The sequence below is a fragment of the Pantoea sp. NGS-ED-1003 genome (assembly GCF_000738765.1).
GTDB classification, from domain to species: domain Bacteria; phylum Pseudomonadota; class Gammaproteobacteria; order Enterobacterales; family Enterobacteriaceae; genus Pantoea; species Pantoea septica.
In genome coordinates this window covers 105,808-122,695 of the sequence record NZ_JPQA01000002.1, presented here as the reverse complement: position 1 = coordinate 122,695, position 16,888 = coordinate 105,808, and the positions used below count along the sequence as shown (strand labels likewise).

General features: G+C 55.2%; 16 protein-coding genes and 1 pseudogene. 10 read left to right on the top strand and 7 right to left on the bottom strand.

The genetic code is table 11. From position 1 onward, the window contains the following. The 3 genes and pseudogenes from JS46_RS04020 to JS46_RS04015 all read left to right on the top strand — a co-directional run bounded on the left by JS46_RS04020 (position 1) and on the right by JS46_RS04015 (position 2,485). A complete protein-coding gene (locus tag JS46_RS04020; protein WP_033748322.1) occupies positions 1-1,260 on the top strand; it encodes a glycerate kinase in 1,260 nt (419 codons plus the stop codon). A gap of 156 nt (positions 1,261-1,416) precedes the next feature. Continuing rightward, positions 1,417-1,720: pseudogene (locus JS46_RS24525) on the top strand (integrase); the annotation flags it as partial. A gap of 147 nt (positions 1,721-1,867) precedes the next feature. Further along, entirely contained in the window at positions 1,868-2,485 is a 618-nt protein-coding gene (locus tag JS46_RS04015; protein WP_033748320.1) for a LysE family translocator, read from the top strand. A 342-nt stretch (positions 2,486-2,827) separates the two neighbouring features. Here JS46_RS04015 and JS46_RS04010 read toward each other — a convergent pair whose 3' ends face one another. Next, on the bottom strand, positions 2,828-3,712 hold the full coding sequence (locus tag JS46_RS04010; protein WP_033748318.1) for an SDR family oxidoreductase: 885 nt from the start codon (positions 3,710-3,712) through the stop codon (positions 2,828-2,830). 99 nt (positions 3,713-3,811) lie between these two features. On the opposite strand from JS46_RS04010, the gene JS46_RS04005 reads away from it, so the two are divergent. Both JS46_RS04005 and JS46_RS04000 read left to right on the top strand, forming a co-directional pair. Beyond that, positions 3,812-4,651 (top strand): helix-turn-helix transcriptional regulator, encoded by an 840-nt coding sequence (locus JS46_RS04005; RefSeq protein ID WP_033748316.1) that lies wholly within the window; start codon positions 3,812-3,814, stop codon positions 4,649-4,651. A 63-nt stretch (positions 4,652-4,714) separates the two neighbouring features. Next, on the top strand, positions 4,715-5,473 hold the full coding sequence (locus JS46_RS04000) for a carbon-nitrogen hydrolase family protein (protein ID WP_033748314.1): 759 nt from the start codon (positions 4,715-4,717) through the stop codon (positions 5,471-5,473). 199 nt (positions 5,474-5,672) lie between these two features. On the opposite strand, the gene JS46_RS23215 is transcribed toward JS46_RS04000, so the two are convergent. From JS46_RS23215 to JS46_RS03980, 5 genes are all read right to left on the bottom strand, one after another. Beyond that, positions 5,673-6,146, bottom strand: coding sequence for an NUDIX hydrolase (locus JS46_RS23215; protein WP_072010389.1), 474 nt, complete (start codon positions 6,144-6,146; stop codon positions 5,673-5,675). A gap of 183 nt (positions 6,147-6,329) precedes the next feature. Beyond that, a complete protein-coding gene (locus tag JS46_RS03995; RefSeq protein ID WP_033748312.1) occupies positions 6,330-6,770 on the bottom strand; it encodes a GNAT family N-acetyltransferase in 441 nt (146 codons plus the stop codon). A gap of 504 nt (positions 6,771-7,274) precedes the next feature. Further along, complete coding sequence (locus tag JS46_RS03990; RefSeq protein ID WP_033748310.1) at positions 7,275-8,069, bottom strand: SDR family NAD(P)-dependent oxidoreductase; 795 nt, start codon at positions 8,067-8,069, stop codon at positions 7,275-7,277. Between the two features lie 55 nt (positions 8,070-8,124). Next, the gene (locus JS46_RS03985; protein ID WP_072010388.1) at positions 8,125-9,324 is read right to left on the bottom strand and encodes an arabinose transporter; all 1,200 of its coding nucleotides are present in this window, start codon (positions 9,322-9,324) and stop codon (positions 8,125-8,127) included. Between the two features lie 66 nt (positions 9,325-9,390). Next, complete coding sequence (locus JS46_RS03980) at positions 9,391-10,713, bottom strand: amidohydrolase family protein (RefSeq protein ID WP_051905559.1); 1,323 nt, start codon at positions 10,711-10,713, stop codon at positions 9,391-9,393. A gap of 168 nt (positions 10,714-10,881) precedes the next feature. Between JS46_RS03980 and JS46_RS03975 the strand changes: the two genes are divergently transcribed. Continuing rightward, positions 10,882-11,796, top strand: a complete 915-nt coding sequence (locus tag JS46_RS03975; protein ID WP_033748309.1) for a LysR family transcriptional regulator — start codon at positions 10,882-10,884, stop codon at positions 11,794-11,796. Positions 11,797-11,880: 84 nt separating this feature from the next. Here JS46_RS03975 and JS46_RS03970 read toward each other — a convergent pair whose 3' ends face one another. Then, on the bottom strand, positions 11,881-12,765 hold the full coding sequence (locus JS46_RS03970; protein ID WP_033748307.1) for a LysR family transcriptional regulator: 885 nt from the start codon (positions 12,763-12,765) through the stop codon (positions 11,881-11,883). A 79-nt stretch (positions 12,766-12,844) separates the two neighbouring features. Here JS46_RS03970 and JS46_RS03965 point away from each other — a divergent pair, with 79 nt between their 5' ends. From JS46_RS03965 to atzF, 4 genes are all read left to right on the top strand, one after another. Beyond that, the gene (locus JS46_RS03965) at positions 12,845-13,555 is read left to right on the top strand and encodes an SDR family NAD(P)-dependent oxidoreductase (protein WP_033748305.1); all 711 of its coding nucleotides are present in this window, start codon (positions 12,845-12,847) and stop codon (positions 13,553-13,555) included. A gap of 331 nt (positions 13,556-13,886) precedes the next feature. After that, a complete protein-coding gene (locus JS46_RS03960; RefSeq protein ID WP_033748304.1) occupies positions 13,887-14,132 on the top strand; it encodes a ParD-like family protein in 246 nt (81 codons plus the stop codon). After that, positions 14,129-14,917: a type I methionyl aminopeptidase gene (gene map, locus JS46_RS03955; RefSeq protein WP_033748303.1), complete on the top strand. Its 789-nt coding sequence runs from the start codon at positions 14,129-14,131 to the stop codon at positions 14,915-14,917. Before JS46_RS03960 ends, map begins: the two co-directional genes overlap by 4 nt. 174 nt (positions 14,918-15,091) lie before the next feature. Next, positions 15,092-16,888 carry an allophanate hydrolase gene (gene atzF, locus JS46_RS03950; RefSeq protein ID WP_033748300.1) on the top strand — a complete coding sequence of 599 codons (1,797 nt, stop codon included), beginning with the start codon at positions 15,092-15,094 and terminating at the stop codon, positions 16,886-16,888.

Here is a 16,888-nt window from a genome sequence, read left to right as displayed (position 1 = left end):
ATGAAAAATGAACAGGCCGCAGCGATCCTGCAGGATATCTTTCAGCAGGCTGTCGACAGCGCCCGCGCCGGGCCGGTGATCCCTCCGAATCTGCCGGAAAAGCCACGCGGTCGTTGCGTGGTGATCGGTGCCGGTAAAGCTTCGGCAGCGATGGCGGCAGCGGTGGATGCGGCTTGGCCGGATGTGGATCTGTCAGGCGTGGTAGTGACGCGTTATGGTCACGCGGTGCCCGCGGGTCGCATCCGCATTATCGAGGCGGCGCATCCCGTGTCAGATGCCATGAGTGAAACGGCCGCCATGCTGATTGTGGAGGCACTGCGCGGGTTGACACCGGATGATCTGGTGCTGGCGCTGATTTCCGGTGGGGGGTCTGCGCTGATGGCGCTGCCCGCCCCGGGATTGACGCTGGCCGATAAGCAGAAAATCACCCGCTCTCTGCTACACAGTGGCGCCAACATCAAAGAGATGAATCTGGTACGTCGTCACCTCTCCGCGGTGAAAGGCGGCAAGCTGGCGGTACTGGCGCAACCGGCCCGTATCGTGTCACTGATTATCAGTGATGTGCCGGGCGATAATCCGGCAGACGTAGCGTCTGGCCCCACCGTTGCCGACCACAGTATGCCGCATGATGCGCTCCGGGTACTGCAGCGCTACGGCATCGCGATCCCAGGCGCTGTTCGCGACCTGCTAAACCAGCCGGCCAGCCCGGCGAAAAACGTAGCGAACAGTGAAGTCAGGCTAATCGCTACCCCTGCGCTGGCTTTGCAGGCGGCGGCGGTAGCTGCACGCAATCACGGACTCACGCCGCTTATTCTGGGCGATGCGATAGAAGGTGAAAGCCGTGAAGTAGCCGTGGTTATGGCGGGTATCGCCAAGTCAGTGAAGCAGTACGGGCACCCGGTTCCCGCTCCTGCTCTGCTGTTGTCGGGTGGTGAAACCACCGTGACGGTCAGCAACGGTCAGCCAGGAAAAGGGGGGCGCAACACCGAGTTTTTGCTCAGCCTTGCCTGCGCATTGCAGGGTGAACAGGGTATCTGGGCAGTTGCCGGCGACAGTGATGGTATTGACGGTACGGAAGATGCAGCGGGCGCGATGGTCTTCCCGGACACGCTGACACGCGGCAAAATACGCGGCCTTAATGCGGTTAACTCTCTTGATGGACATGACAGCTACAGCTATTTTCACGCGCTTGATGATTTGCTGATCACCGGCCCAACGCTAACCAACGTAAATGATATCCGGGCAATATTGATTGCCTGAGCCTGTTGCTCTCCTGCGAGCCGGGAGAGCAATTTTCATGCTTAGCGTTTTTCAGCCTGAGCCCGTTTATTACCGTTCTGTCTGCTTCCCCTGATGCTCCATCCTGGAAAGCTACAGCCTGTTGCATCGGATTTGCGCCATCTGAAAAATCCATTCGCCCTATTAAAGCCAGTTAAGCGTCTGGATAACGACTACCTTTTCCCGTCACGCGTTGGTTCTTCACGACACATCTCAACCAGACAATATAACCGTTTTTTTCATAAATGGTTCGGGAAGCTGGGCCTCGGCAAGACGCTCTCCAGTACGTATTAAATGCGCAGAACCAAGCCATATCTGATCTATAAAAAAGAATCTTCGGATAATTCACTTACTTTTTGATCACTAAAAACTTGAAAGCAGAGTACGTTTCCGTGGCACTGAAGCAGATGATGCTCTGGAGATATCGGCGTCAATCGAAGTCTGGCCTGTGAGGGCTGCAACAGCAGCACTATGCCAGGAGCGGACATTACTGGCATCATGTTATGTTGTTAACCGGGAGCAGTTCATGGGGTGTGCAGTTCGCACAACGAGGGAGCTGTCTGACACTGATTATTGATGGAGAAGATGAATGACAAGTGATTTGATTGCGCTTTCTGCTATTGGCGTAGCTATCCTTTTTGGCGCAATGAGCCCGGGTGTCAGCTTTCTTCTCGTGGCACGAACGGCCATGTCCGGTTCCAGACGGGCGGCTTTATCTGTCGCTGCAGGTATGGGTTTTGGTGCGTTTATTTTTGCTGTCATAGCTTTAGCAGGTCTTCATACCCTGCTGACTCTGGTCCCATCCCTTTACACGGGCCTGAAGGTTGCAGGCGGTTGCTATCTTTTATGGCTGGCGTTGAAAATGTTCCGCCGTCCTTCAAATCGTTTCAACGATTCTGCCGGTTCAGAGGAAGTCAGCGCCTCAAAAGCTTTTATGACAGGCGTATTTACGCAAATCAGCAATCCGCATACTGCACTGGTCTTTGCCAGTATTTTTTCCGCAGCGCTTAGTAAAAATATTCAGCCTGTTATGTACATCATTCTGCCCACAATGGCATTCGTTATTGATGTGCTCTGGTATGCAGTCGTTGCATGCTTATTATCAACTGACGGGCCACGTCAGGCTTACATTAGATACCGTAAATTTTTAGATAAACTCAGCGGAGGCGTTATGGCCCTTCTGGGAATACGACTGCTGTTGAAATAAGTCAGACGAGCACGATGTAGTCTACTGACAAGAAGTGCGCATGTCCGCTTTTCGCTCAAAGCGGACATTAGCCTACGTGCCTGTCTGCTTAATGTCATAGCAGAGGTATCGGCGCCGCCGTGATAACAGGCATTGAGGATAAATGTCTGTTTTATCGAGCAGCTTATTGATTCTCTTACATATCCATGCAGTAAGGTAACAATCATCAGAGTGCTGTTTACAAGAACAACTTGTTGCGCCTGGCGTCGATTCGCCGATCGAGCCTGCGTGTCATCCAGACTTCCGCAAGATCCGCAGCCGGTTAAGGCAAAAGCCGATACAGGCGCCGGGTCTGAGGCTGGCTTAAAAATTCATTTGGCTCAAATCAGCGATAAGCCCCTGCCCTTTGGGCTGCCAGTTAAGCTGCTGGCGCGTCCAGGCACCGCTGGCACGCAGATCCATCGTTGCAAAAGCGGCGAACCAGCCGAAATGCTCCGCGGCCTGTTCTGGTTTCAGCGAAACGGCGGGAATATCCAGGCCTGTCGCCACGGTTTCAGCAATCAGCCGTGAGGCAATGCTTTCTTCGGCTACCGCATGATAGCGTTTGCCGCATTCGCCTTGCTCAAGCACCTTTACATACAGTCCGGCCACGTCATCCACGTGTGCCGCACACCAGGCATTTTCGCCTTCACCAATATAAGCTGCCGCGCCTTTTTCCCTGGCAAGCGCGATGTAATAGCTGATCAATCCCTGGCGTTCGGTATTGTGAACCTGAGGCAAACGCACCACCCTGACATCGATCCCCGATTCCAGTAGTTGGGAACCTTCAAGCTCAGAGGCTACACGTGGGTTGGGGTGTGCCGGGTTAAAATTTTGCTCAAGAGCAGGTTGGCCACTGCCGTCATCGCCCATTCCAGTTCCGGAGGTGATCAATAACGGGCGCTGACTGCCCTGCAGCACAGAGCCAATAGCACGAATAACCCGGCGATCTTTCTCGCAATTCTCCGCAAAACGGCTGAAATCATGATCGAAGGCGGTGTGGATCACGGCATCGCATTGATCAATGCCTGCGAGCCACGCCAGTGGATCTTCCAGCGTTCCGTGCTGAGCGGTTGCGCCCCGATCGGCTAACTGCCGGGCGGCTTCTTCTGAACGCACCAGCCCGACGACCTGATGACCGCCTGCCAGCAGGACCGATACCAGACGTGAGCCAATAAAGCCCGTTGCACCCGTTAGAAAAATACGCATAGTCTGTCTCCTGAGTGATTGACGGCGACAGCGTAGGCGCGGCTCTCTTACTATTAAAGTAGTGACATTTTCAGTGTATAAACATTAACAGGCTAATCTATGACACTGCTTTCTGAAAATCCGCTGGGTGAGTTTTTAAGGGCCCGTCGTTTGGGACTTGACCCAGCTTCGTTTGGTTTCTTGCCCGGCCGCCGCCGTACGCCGGGCCTGCGCCGCGAAGAAGTGGCCCAGCTCGCGAATATCAGTCCGACCTGGTATACCTGGCTTGAGCAGGGCCGCGGGGGCGCCCCCTCGCGCGAGGTATTAAACCGCATTGCTGTCGGACTGCGACTTACTTCTCCCGAACGCGATCATCTGTTTATACTCGCGTTTGGCCATCCTCCGGAAAACCGGGTCAGTCCGTCCCGCAACATAACCCCACGACTGCAACGCATGCTGGAAAGCCTGACGATTCCGGCAATTATCAAAACCGCCACCTGGGATGTGGTGGCATGGAATCACCCTGCGTCGGTTGTGCTGAAGGATTATGCGCTGCTCCCGCCCGCGCGGCGCAATATTCTGCGCCTGCTTTTTACCGACCCGCAGGCGCTGGAGATGCAGGACGACTGGGAGAGTGTGGCCCGGCTCATCGTCAATGCCTTTCGAGCGGATGCCGCGCGCCTTGGCGCTTCAGAGGAAATCGATCGGCTGGTTGAGGAGCTGTCAGCACAAAGCGCTGACTTCGCCCGCCTCTGGCGCAACAACGATGTTGCCGGGCATGGGGAAGGGTTAAAGGTGCTGCATCATCCTCAAATCGGGAGAGTTGCGCTGGAGTTTGCCACCTTTTCTGTTGAAGGGAGGCCGGATCTGACAATGATGCTATTCAATCCAGCAACTGATGACAGCAGGGAGAAAATAGCGCGCTGGATCAGCCTGAATCCGCCTCAGCGCGAAGGCTGAGCCAGGCAGTCTTCATTATCGTAGAGTAACTGACAACTTTAAAAAAACAGCACGGGAGAAAGCATGGACTCTATTCAAGGAAGGTTAAGAATCGCAGCAGGACAGTTTGCGCCAGCGCGCGGCTGTATTGATGAGAATATGCGTTATCACGAAATGTTGATTGAGTCTGCGGCATCGGCAGGCGTTAACCTCATCTTTTTTCCTGAACTCTCTCTGACGGGTTATGAACCAGAAATGGCTGAAGAAGTGGCACTGGCTGATGAAAGCTGTCTGCACCCACTTCAGGTATTGTCTGACAGGTACGATATGACAATTATTGTAGGCGCACCGTTGCATGTTAAAGATGGAAAACCGGCTATTGGTGCATGTGTGATTTCATCAAAACGGCCCGTTTTCTGTTACCGAAAAATATACCTCCATCCGGGAGAGTCCGATTATTTTTCAGCGGGTGATACGGAGTGCGTGTTTAAGGAAAGGTCATTTAATGTTGGCATAGCCATATGCGCAGATGCAGGACAGCCCGTACATGCAGAACGCACGGTGCAGCAGGGTGCTGAAGTCTATCTGAATGCCGTTTTGAGCGCCGGCGGGTTTGATAAAGATTCAGGACAGCTGCAAAGCTACGCCAGACTTTACGCAATGCCCACGCTGATGGCCAATTACTGTGGCCCGTCAGGTGGCTGGAAACCGGTCGGAAAAAGCGCCGCATGGGATGCAAGGGGAGAACTTATTGCTCAGGCTCCGGAGGATTGTGCTGCCCTGGTCATCATGGACCTGCAGGATAATGGCTGTTTCGGGCAAGTGATCTGCCTTCATAACTAAAAAAACTGAGAAAGCTTAGCAGGTCTCTTTCGAAAGCTCGTCAGCGCTTTTCTGTCATCTCAGAGAAGTGCTTTTTTCTTTCAGAAAATCAGGTGCCCTGTAGTTTGATAGCGTGAAAGGCTAACATCCGCTTTTCGCTTATAGCGGACCTTACCTTTCTTATATGTCTGCTCTGTGCCAGAAGTGGACGTTCAAGATATCATGACACAGTTAACGTCGAAGATCCGGCTGACTTGCTTTCAAGTATGTTAATGATTAAGTCGTGTGGAAAAATTGTCTCATTGGTGTGTATTAGCTCTTCTATTGTCCACCAATGATGATCGCGAATGACTTTCTTTTCATTGCTACTCCATCCTGCGCGATCGAGATCTACTGTATTTGCATTAATCATAAAGAAACGCTCATCAGCAAGTACTGTCTCTCCACCTGGCAGCATCATTGTGAAGATTCGGGACGCTATTTCTGATCCTGTTAATATTTCTGTCAAACCCGTTTCTTCAAATAATTCGCGTATAGCGGCCTGCTCGAAAGATTCATTTTTTTCAAGCCCTCCTCCCGGAGTTGCCCAGTATGTTTTTCCCCTCAGAGCATCGTCTTTATGACAGAACCTAAAGAGCAGGACATGATTTTCAGGCGAAAGAATGATCAATAGAGATGATGGTCGAATGCGCACATACCCCCCTAAAAAAGCTTAGATACTGATTCTCAATATTTATATAAACATAAATTGCAGCCTGAATCGCCCTATAGGGCTGCAATTTCTTACAGCTTTCATCTCACTCAACGTACGCTTCTCGCTCAGAGTAGACATTGGCATACCATTCCAGAAGTGGAACTCACTGAGATTCGTAGAGGGTCAACTACCACGTTTTTTCTCTAATCGAATAAAAGCGCCATCTAATGTAGTCGTCTTAGTCCAGCCGAGGTCCATATAAAATTTGGCCGCACGGCTGTTTTTATCTGTTTCCAGCCAGGCAGAATCGTGATGTTTGAACAACTCCTCTTCTGCAATTTTAGTAAGTCTGCGACCAATGCCTCTTCCTTCGTAGGAAGGAAGGACAAAAAGACCAAAGAGAGAACCTCTTTCCCTTGAAATCATCGAAAAACCGACCACGTCATAATCATTTGTAGCAACCCATGCACAAAGACCCTCTTTAATCATATTGCTCACAGTACTTTCGGTAATGCCCATTGCCCGCATCTCTTCACGACTCAGGTGATTCTCAGTGACCGAAGTTCTGACAATGAAAATACTCTCAACATCAGATAATTGAGCTGGTCTTATTTTGATATCCATTAATCTTACTCCATGTATGACAAAAACAATTTTTGAAGGTAAAGCAACCATATCCTTATAACAGCTATTAAACTTTAACCGAAATGGCTGCTGTACATCATGTCCGCTTTTCGCTCAAAGCGGACGTTCACTACCTGAGCCATTATTTAGAACTTCGCAAAGTGCCCGCCCTACCCGCACCTGAAACCTTCAGGTATCGCATAATCCATGTCAGCCACCAACGTAAAGTCTTGCCGTTCTCTGGGACGCTTTGTGGGAGGCTGTTTATGCGCTTTTTCAACATAACGCGCCAATTTCGGCTCCCACTGCGCGTGCATGCTCAAAGGAATTGTGTCAGTCCGCTCTGTGCCAGAAGCAGACATTTTTGAATATGCGCTACATTAACTGATGAAGAGTAGTTTACGCTCAGCTATTAATAGCAATGTGATTATTAACTGGCTAAACGACCATGAATAGCCGCCTAAAGAACCGTCGAGAACCAGACTGGGAATGGCATGTTCCTGACTAAAGCTGGTTAAATTTTCCTTCTTGCTCCGGCAATATAACTCCTGAAAGCTCAGCACAGATATGAAGCAAGCGATCCTGCAGTGCAACTTTATGAGCCTGTGGATTCGCGGTCATGCGCTTGAGGTGGTAGAAATATTTTCCTGTTACCTTTGCCTGCTGATCATCACTGGCCGCAAGCCAGGCCTGAGTCAGATGCGCCTGGTTTATATCGTCGGGCGCACCCGAGCCGCCCATTTTGGTGGGCACCCAGCCGGGCTCCAGGACGTTGACGTGCACGTCCCGCCAGCGAAGCGCCACGGCAAAGGCCAGCATCGCGTCATGCAGTTTGCTTTCAGCGTAGGCTTCAGCGCCATTCCAGCGACGCTTGCGCCAGAGGATATCGTCCAGACTGGCCCCGACATGGTGATGCATACCGGAACTCAAATAGACGAGACGCTGCGGACGCGCGATCAATGCGGTGAGTATGTAAGCAGAAAGCGTGTTGATTGCGAACACATGCGGCAGCCCGTCGCGGGTCACGCGGCTGGCTTCACGATAGCCCACGGCGGCATTATGGATCACGGCATCGAAGTGCCCCAGATCGTTAACGCGTGATGCGATTTCCTTCGTCCCCGCGATCGTTTCAAGGTCACCGACGATGACCGCCTCAGCCTGTGGCAAAGCGCGCCGGGCATCTTCCGCACGGCTGGTATTGCGCGCGTGCAGCACAACCTGATGCCCCTGCTGAACCAGCAGTTCAGCAGCCATCAGGCCAAGGCCGGTGGACGAGCCGGAAATGAAAATACGAGACATAGAACTTCTCCAGAGTAATGCGCCGTCAGACAAGGCTGACGGCATCGAGGGATATTCAGGATCGCGCGCGGCGGGAGACGCTCGCGAGCAGCGCGCCCAGCAACGCACAAACCGCGCCAGAAAGATATACGGCGCCATAACTGTAATGACTGGCGATAAGCCCCGCTGTCGGACTGGAAATGCCATAGGCGATATCCAGAAAAGCCACGAAGGCACCCATCGCACTGCCGCGACTGGCTGGCGGCACCCGGCGGATGGCTTCGACACCCAGGGCCGGGAAAACCAGCGCGCATCCCAGTCCTGTTACGAGTGCGCCAGCAAGCGCCATCCATTCATTCGTGGCCAGCCACAACATTGCCTGGCCGATGGCTTCAACCATCAGTGACCAGAATGCAACGCGGTAGCCGCCCCTCTGGTCAGGCAGATGGCCTAAGACAAGGCGAATAAAAATAAACCCGAGTCCGAAGGCTGTCATGACCAGACCGGCGTTCAACCAGTGATTTGCTGCAAAGTACAGTGAGGCGAAGGCGGTAAGTCCGGATAAGCCGACACCCTGCAGCATCAGTCCCAGCCCTTCGCGCCAGATGCGTCCGACCACCCGATAAAATGGCAGTTGCGCGCCGCCCGGTGATACATAAGCAGAAGAACCCAGTGCAATCAGTGCAGCCAGCGCCGGCGCAGCGATGCAGGCCATCATGGCTACCGAGAGGCTGTAATGCTGATACAGCGCCATGCCAACCGGCGCGCCAATTGACAGCGCCGCGAACATGGCAATGCCGGTCCATGACATCGACATGCCGGCCCGCTGCGTGCCAACCGAAGCAATCGACCAGGACACGCATCCCGTGACAAACTGGCTTTCGCCAACGCCCGCCATCAGACGACCGGCAATAACGATGCCGAGGCTGGCGGTGGGCGACAAATCCGACGCCGAAGCGGCCAGATATAACCCACCTGCCAGCGCCGAAAGAAGTGCGCCCTGCAGCGCAGAACGCTTGCCACCCTGCTGGTCGGTTACTCGTCCGGCGTAGCCACGGGTAAGTACGGTAGCCAGAAACTGAATGCCGATCGCCAGTCCCACCACAAGATTACTGAAGCCGAGGTGACCATGTATGAACAACGGAATGACCGGCAATGGCAGGCCGACTGCCAGATAGCCAAAGAACAGCGCGGCAATAACGCCTGATGCAGGACGGGGAAGCTGCGCGGGTGGGGTATTTTCCTGCGCGATCCGCTTTATAGCGAGAGCTGGCATGGAAATCTCCTGTGCAAGAAAAGCGTAATGGTGTGAAACGGCCCGCAGCAACGGGCCGCTCTGCTATCAGGCTGCGGTGAAGCGATCGACGTGATAGCCGCTGGCTTTGATTAGATAATCTCGGGATGCCGTGATATCTGCATTCAGTGCAGCCAGATCCACGTCAATCAGTTGGCCCGCACGCTTACGCAACTGACCGGCCACCATCACCGTATCTACGTCCGAGCGCTCAATCGCCTGCACCACCGTTCCGGTTACGTTAGTGACCGGGAAAACGGCGACGCCGCTAGTGCGTACCATGATGATGTCAGCCTGCTTACCTGGCGTAAGAGTGCCGATCTGGTCCTCCAGTCCAGCTGCGCGTGCGCCATTGACGGTTGCCGCCTTCAGCACGGCTTCGACCGTGATTGGTGCTGGCGCACTCTCTTCGCCACGGAAGCGCCGGTAGCGCATTGCCGATCGCTGTTGTCCAAAGAGAGCGTGCATTTCTCCGAACATATCGCTGCCAAACGCGGTATCCAGGTCAATGCCCAGCGCCGGCGTGAGGCCATGATCAACGGCCTGCTGATAAGCGAAGCTCTCGTCGTCGAAGCCAAACAACGCATCCGAGCGCGGATTAACGGTGATGTTAACGCCTGCTTCGGCCAGCAGTTGCCATGTCTCCTGAGGCACCCGGGAACAGTGATTAAAGATGTTGTGCGTGCCCAGTACGCCCGGTTTGGCAAATTCCGGGTCGAGTTTTGCCAGATCGCCGATAAATTCCGTCAGAATCCGCATGTCGAGATCGCGCGCCACCTGCCACCAGTCCAGATTCAGTTGACCAAACAGCCCCACGCGCACCAGGCTTTCCGCCGTATTCCAGCGCTGCGCCAGCCGTGGCAGATCGCCGGGCAGATGCGCGACTGACGCTTGCTTGTCCATCGCCGCACCCACCATGTGTAACGCACGGATGCCGCTCTCCTGCAGGGCATCCAGCGCGGCATCGGTGTGCGCCGGACTACGCGAATTGTGGCAGGCGTCAATAATGGTCGTGATACCTGCATCCAGAGAGGCAGCCGCGGTCAGTCTGGTGCTCAGATACATATCCAGCGGCCGATAATGGGCGCCCAGTTGCTCTGCAACTACATCGATATAAGCAAACAGGTCATCGACATCGGGCATCATGCGACGCATGACACCCAGCCACATATGATGATGAGCATCAATCAGGCCAGGCATCACAATATGGCCGGCGGCGACAATCACTTCAGCATCATCCGCCTGTAATGCCGGTCCTACTGCCGCAATCCGATCGTTCTCGACCAGCACATCGCCGACGTCAAGATTGGGAACATTGGCATCCAGCGTCAGGATGATGCCGCCTTTGAAAAGAGTGCGCTTCGTTGTCATGTCGTATTCCTCAGAATTAAGGGATGTTGTTCGTTGCAGCGTTACCCGGCCTGTGACCGTAAAAACGGCGGGTCGCAACGACATGGCCGACACAATAGGTTGCGCACCATCTTTGATAAAGGTAGTTTCATTCAAATTATATTTGCTAAAAATCAAAGATGAGTGACTATGAGTTTTGACGGACGACTTCTCTCAGGGCTGAGCGTGCTGGCCGCCGTCGTTGAGGCTGGCAGTTTCAGTCGCGCTGGCGAGGTGCTGGGACTTTCTGCTTCCGGCGTAAGCCGATCTATTGATCGGCTTGAAGAGCGGCTCGGTATACGGCTGCTTAACCGCACCACGCGCACCCTGAATCTGACCAGCGAAGGCAGGGCTTTATATGAGCGCGCCGCACCGCACCTGGAAGGTATTGAAGTAGCAGCGAGCTATGTCTCTGGTGCTGCCGTGGCGGTGCGCGGTGCATTGCGCGTTAGCGTGAATCCCATCTTTGCTCGTTATGTGCTGGCGCCAAACTTGCCGCTGTTGCGCCAGCGTCATCCGGAACTGACGCTAACGGTGGTGCAGCAACCGGACGTCGGCGATCTGGTTACGGAAGGGATTGATGTTGCGGTGCGCTTCGGGCCGCAGCTGCCCTCCACCATCACCTCAAAGCTGCTGCTGAATACGCGCGTGCTGACGGTGGCCGCGCCAGCATATCTGGCAAAGCACGGACGGCCACAGCATCCTGAAGATCTGACCGGGCATGAATGCATTCAGTACATTGATCCGCGCAGCGGTAAACCGTTCATCTGGGAATTTCGGCGCGGCCGGGAATGGCTGTCAGTGGAGACAAAGGGACATCTGACTACAACCGATGTCGATCTTAAGTTGCAGGCTTGTGTGAGCGGCTCCGGGATTGCACAGGTGTTGTCGCTTAACGTCGGGCAACTGATTGCGGACGGGAAGCTTATAGAACTGTTTCCGGAATGGCCGGATGAAACCTATCCGCTGTACATCGCCCGCCCATCGCGTCGTCTGGCGCCAGCAGCTGTCGAAGCCTTTATGAATTTTTGCACTGAAATCTGTGACGAGCTTGAAGCGATTTAAGTCAGAGCACTACAGTAACGACGGCAGGTTCGATCTGCTTCGATGGAGGTAACTATTCAACTGCAAGGCCAGCTCCTTAGAATTTTAGTCAAACAGGTTGCGATCCTGCTTAAACAAGTCTGCGACTTCATCAGCCACGATGCGTATAGAGGCGTTCTTTCGGTCGCGGCTGCGGGTAAGGAGGAACACTTCTCTGCAGGGCGGCACCGCGCCCAGATCACATAGTCGCAATGACTGATCTGCTCGACCAATAAAGTGAGGGATCAGGGCAAGACCGATACCGGTTCGGGCGGCAACAGACTGCAGAAACTGATCTTTGGCGCGAAACGCAACGCGAGCGCGAGGAAACTGCGCGCTTGCCCATACTGCCTGAGACAGGTAACCATCTGCTTCATTAAAGCCAATGAGAACCAGACTGCCGCCGGTCTCGGCTGCACGACAGGCTTCTTCCGTTCCATAGAATCCATACCCCACAGTCGTTACCGGACGGGCAATAATGTCACCATCTTTTGGCTTGTCGAAACGAAGAGCAATGTCCGCCTCATGTCGTTCCAGACTGACCGAACGGAGCATGGGAGAAAGGTCAATATCCAGTGCAGGATAACGAGCGGCAAGCGTCGGCAGGCGTGATGCCAGAAAACCGCCTGAAAGGCCCGGCGAGGCGCTAATACGCATCAGACCGGAAGGCATGCCGTCCTGAGCGCCACGGCTAAGAGTCTGAACGGCCTGCTCCATGCGGCTCGCAGCTTCAAGCGCGTGCGTCCCTGCCAGCGTGAGCACATAGCCGTCTGGTCGCCTCTCGACCAGTTTTTCTCCGAGACTCTCTTCCAGTGAATGAAGGCGGCGCGCAATCGTTGCATGATTAACCGAGAGCATGCGCGCAGCGGCCGAAAGGCTCCCGTGCCTTGCCAGCGCCAGAAAAATTCTGACGTCCTGCCAGTCGAGGTCTGTGCGTTTTTGAACAGTCATTGATGAAATATAGAGAATTTTCGAACAGCCAACAATGAATTATCTTCTGCTCATCCAACCAGCATGAAGGTATTCAAAAATGTCAGATATCAAAAAAGTTGCGATCGTCACCGGTGCCTCACAGGGAATGGGGCAGTCAATTGTAAAAGCGTTCCGTGCCAGGGGTTATGCTGTTGTCGCAACGTCGCGTTCGATCCAGCCATCCAGCGAGCCAGACCTGATAACCGTCGCGGGAGATATCGGCGATCCTGAGACGAGTAAACGTCTTGTAGCAGCAGCGATGCAGAAGTTCGGCCGCGTCGACACGCTGGTAAACAATGCAGGCATTTTCATTGGCAAGGCGTTTACTGATTATACGGAAGAAGACTATCGTCTAAAATTGAAGACTAACCTTGACGGTTTTTTCTTCACGACTCAGGCGGTTATCCCCATCATGCTTGAGCAGGGCAGCGGCCACGTTGTACAGATCACCGCCTCTACAGCTGAGTTTGCCAGCTCGCGTTCGCCCGCTTTTATCGCAATGTTAACCAAAGGCGGTATGAATTCCGCCACGAAAAGTCTGGCTATTGAATACGCTTCTCGCGGAATTCGCGTGAACGCCGTTGCGCCCGGCGTCATTCGTACGCCAATGCATAATCCGGCCATAGTCGAGCAGCTGGCAGCCTTTCATCCTATGAATAAGCTGGGTGAGATTGACGACATCGTACGCGCCATTCTCTATCTGGAAGACGCAGTCTTCTCGACCGGGGAGATCCTGCACGTTGACGGCGGCCTGATTGCCGGCCGGTAATTTCCTGCGGGGAAGTGCCAGCCGCGCTTTCCTCTTATTAAAAAACCACCTCTGGCGAGTCAGCGCTTTACTGCGTGGCTCGCCTTAATTAAAGAATTTAACATCAGTCGGCGATGTGCAGTCTCGTCGTTATCTAAAGCGCTTTATGGTAATCAACCAGCTGCAGGCTGTCAGGGTTGTCTGAAATCTTTATGCCTGTACGACCGGCCGTTTGAGTGAAGGCTGCCTTCCGTTAAACCTAACAAACGTAATGAGAGCAAATCTCCCTTTGCAAATAAAGCCTTCTGCATTAACCTATATACAAACCATATACGTTTCATATAGGCCACCCATGGGCATTGTCAAAATATCCGATCTGATGCATGAAAATCTGCGTATCGCCAGTCAGGCGATGAGCCGCTCCATCAACGCGCAAGCCGAACACTGGCTTAAGCTGGGCATGCTGGCGGAGCTCTATCCCCACTTTACCCAGCAGGAGCTGGCGCAGCTGCTGATTCGCGTCGAACTGGAGCACGGCAGCGACCTGCGTCAGCTCATCTCCCCTGCCGAACGCCTGCCACAAGGAGAAGTGCAGTGAACAGAAGCGTAAAGATCCACACTCAGGAACAGATCGAGCTGGCGCGCGCGGCGGGCCATGCGGCGGCGCAGGTGCTGGCGATGATTGCGCCGCACGTGCAGCCTGGCGTCACCACGGAAGAGCTGGATGACATCTGCCACGATTTTATCGTTAACGAGCTAAAGGTGATCCCCGCCAATATCGGCTATCAGGGCTACACGCGCACCACCTGCACCTCAGTCAATCACGTGGTGTGTCACGGCATTCCCTCGGTCAAAAGGCTGAAAAAAGGGGATATCGTCAATATTGATATCGGCGTGATTAAAGATGGCTGGTACGGCGATACCAGCCGTATGTACTTTGTCGGCGAACCCTCGGTGCGCGCGCGGCGGCTGGTGGATATCACTTATCAGTCGCTGGTCGCGGGCATTCACGCCGTGAAGCCGGGCGCGACGCTGGGCGATATCGGCGCAGCGATCCAGCGCGTCGCGGAAGGCGCCGGTTTCTCCGTGGTGCGCGACTACTGCGGCCATGGCGTCGGTCAGATCTATCATGATGAGCCGCAGGTCCTGCACTACGGCACGCCCGGGCAAGGTTTAGCGCTCCAGCCTGGCATGATCTTTACCATTGAGCCGATGATCAACGCCGGTAAAGCGGGCACCAGCGTGCTCTCGGACGGCTGGACGGTGGTCACCAAAGATCGCTCGCTTTCAGCGCAGTGGGAACATACCCTAGCGGTAACGGAAAGCGGATTTGACCTGCTGACGCCCTGGCCGGACGGCTACGGCGACTATCCTGCGATTTAACGCCGCTTCTACAGTTCTTCTGCTTTAAGCCGGTGCTGCGTTGCACCACGACACGTCAGGTAATGAGGTTGAGCGCGCAGCGCTGAAAAAAATAGCCAGTAGATTCATGCCATTAGCAAATGGCATGCATTTTGCTCGAGGAATTCCATCTTGTATACCAGTTGGAATTCACTCATGGCCTCAACCTTCGGACTCACGCTTCAGGAGTGGCAACACCGCTACCAGCAGGACCCGCACTGCATCGGTGCGCTGCTGACTGCGCACCTCGACGCTATCGATCAGCAGGATAACGCCTGGCTTTATCTCGCTACCCCGGCGCAGCTACAGGCGCAAATCGAACCGCTGCTGGCAAGCTATCTGCACAATCCGGCTGCGCTGCCGCTGTTTGGCGTGCCTTTTGCGGTGAAAGACAATATCGATGTGGCAGGCTGGCCCACCAGTGCCGCCTGCCCTGCCTTCACCTACACCGCCGACGCGGACGCCTTTGTGGTGGCGCAGTTAAAAGCGGCGGGCGCGGTAGTGATCGGCAAGACGAATCTCGACCAGTTTGCGACAGGCTTAGTCGGCACGCGCTCTCCGTTCGGCGCGGTGAGCAATACTTTTAATCCAGATTATGTCAGCGGCGGCTCCAGCTCTGGTTCTGCTTCGGTGCTGGCGCGCGGCCTGGTCGGCTTCTCGCTCGGCACCGATACCGCCGGTTCCGGCCGCGTGCCGGCGGGCTTTAACAATATCGTCGGGCTCAAGCCGACCAAGGGCTGGTTCTCCGCCAGCGGCGTAGTGCCCGCCTGCCGCCTTAACGACACCGTCTCCGTGTTTGCCTTAACGGTGGAAGATGCCTTTGCGGTCGCCACCGCCGCGGGCGGCTATGACGCCGGTGACGCCTATTCGCGCCACAACCCGCGCACCGCGCCTGCCAGCTTCAACGCGCAGCCCGCTTTCGCCGTTCCCGCCGCGCCGGAATTTTTCGGCGACAAGCAGGCTGAAGGGGCCTGGCTACGTGCGCTGGAGCAGCTGCAGGCGGGCGGCGCCACGCTGCATCCGATCGATTTCACCCCCTTTCACCAGCTTGCGGAACAGCTCTACTACGGTCCGTGGGTGGCGGAACGCACCGCGGCGGTAGGCGAGATGATCAGCCGCCCGGAAGAGATGGATCCGGTGGTGTACGGCATCGTCAGCAGCGGGCTGAAATATAGCGCCGTCGATGCTTATCAGGCGGAATATCTGCGCGCCGAACTGACGCGGCAGATCCAGCAAACCCTGGCGCAGTTCGATGCCGTGGTGGTGCCGACCTCGCCCACCATTCACACCCTGGAAGAGATGAAGCAGGAGCCGGTGCGCTTTAACTCGCACTTCGGCACCTATACCAACTTCACTAATCTCGCCGATCTCAGCGCCTTAGCGCTGCCTGGCCCGTTCCGGGACGATGGCCTGCCTGCGGGCATCACGCTCATTGCGCCCGCCTGGCAGGATCGCGCCCTCGCCGATTTCGGCCTGCGCTGGCAGCAGCGGATGGCGCTCTCCCCTGGCGCCACCGGCCAGCCGCCGCGCGCCCAGCATGCCCCGCTGCCGCTCTCTGCCGATCACGTGCGCGTCGCGGTGGTTGGCGCGCATCTCACCGGCATGCCGCTCAATTTCCAGCTCACCACCCGCAATGCGGTCTGGGTGGAAGAGACGCGCACCGCCAGCAACTATCGCCTCTTCGCCCTGCTCGACGGCCCGATCAAAAAGCCGGGTCTGCTGCGCGGCGGCAGCGGCGCGGCGATCGTAGTCGAGCTGTGGGATATCCCGCTGGCGCGCTTCGGCGAATTCGTGGCCGAGATCCCGGCGCCGCTCGGCATCGGCTCGCTAACCCTCGCCGACGGCCGCGTCGTAAAAGGCTTCATCTGTGAACCGGCGGCGCTGACGCAGGCGCTGGAGATCACCGAATTCGGCGGCTGGCGCAGCTGGCTCGCCTCTCAGGGGAGTAAATAA

What these genes read in the sequence shown, in the direction of transcription:
- JS46_RS03970 (WP_033748307.1), bottom strand. Translation starts at nt 12,765, where the DNA reads ATGACTGTTCAAAAACGCACAGACCTCGACTGGCAGGACGTCAGAATT.
- JS46_RS04005 (WP_033748316.1), top strand. Translation starts at nt 3,812, where the DNA reads ATGACACTGCTTTCTGAAAATCCGCTGGGTGAGTTTTTAAGGGCCCGT.
- JS46_RS04000 (WP_033748314.1), top strand. Translation starts at nt 4,715, where the DNA reads ATGGACTCTATTCAAGGAAGGTTAAGAATCGCAGCAGGACAGTTTGCG.
- JS46_RS03960 (WP_033748304.1), top strand. Translation starts at nt 13,887, where the DNA reads ATGGGCATTGTCAAAATATCCGATCTGATGCATGAAAATCTGCGTATC.
- JS46_RS03965 (WP_033748305.1), top strand. Translation starts at nt 12,845, where the DNA reads ATGTCAGATATCAAAAAAGTTGCGATCGTCACCGGTGCCTCACAGGGA.
- atzF (WP_033748300.1), top strand. Translation starts at nt 15,092, where the DNA reads ATGGCCTCAACCTTCGGACTCACGCTTCAGGAGTGGCAACACCGCTAC.
- JS46_RS03990 (WP_033748310.1), bottom strand. Translation starts at nt 8,069, where the DNA reads ATGTCTCGTATTTTCATTTCCGGCTCGTCCACCGGCCTTGGCCTGATG.
- JS46_RS04010 (WP_033748318.1), bottom strand. Translation starts at nt 3,712, where the DNA reads ATGCGTATTTTTCTAACGGGTGCAACGGGCTTTATTGGCTCACGTCTG.
- JS46_RS03975 (WP_033748309.1), top strand. Translation starts at nt 10,882, where the DNA reads ATGAGTTTTGACGGACGACTTCTCTCAGGGCTGAGCGTGCTGGCCGCC.
- JS46_RS03985 (WP_072010388.1), bottom strand. Translation starts at nt 9,324, where the DNA reads ATGCCAGCTCTCGCTATAAAGCGGATCGCGCAGGAAAATACCCCACCC.
- JS46_RS03980 (WP_051905559.1), bottom strand. Translation starts at nt 10,713, where the DNA reads ATGACAACGAAGCGCACTCTTTTCAAAGGCGGCATCATCCTGACGCTG.
- JS46_RS04015 (WP_033748320.1), top strand. Translation starts at nt 1,868, where the DNA reads ATGACAAGTGATTTGATTGCGCTTTCTGCTATTGGCGTAGCTATCCTT.
- JS46_RS04020 (WP_033748322.1), top strand. Translation starts at nt 1, where the DNA reads ATGAAAAATGAACAGGCCGCAGCGATCCTGCAGGATATCTTTCAGCAG.
- JS46_RS03995 (WP_033748312.1), bottom strand. Translation starts at nt 6,770, where the DNA reads ATGGATATCAAAATAAGACCAGCTCAATTATCTGATGTTGAGAGTATT.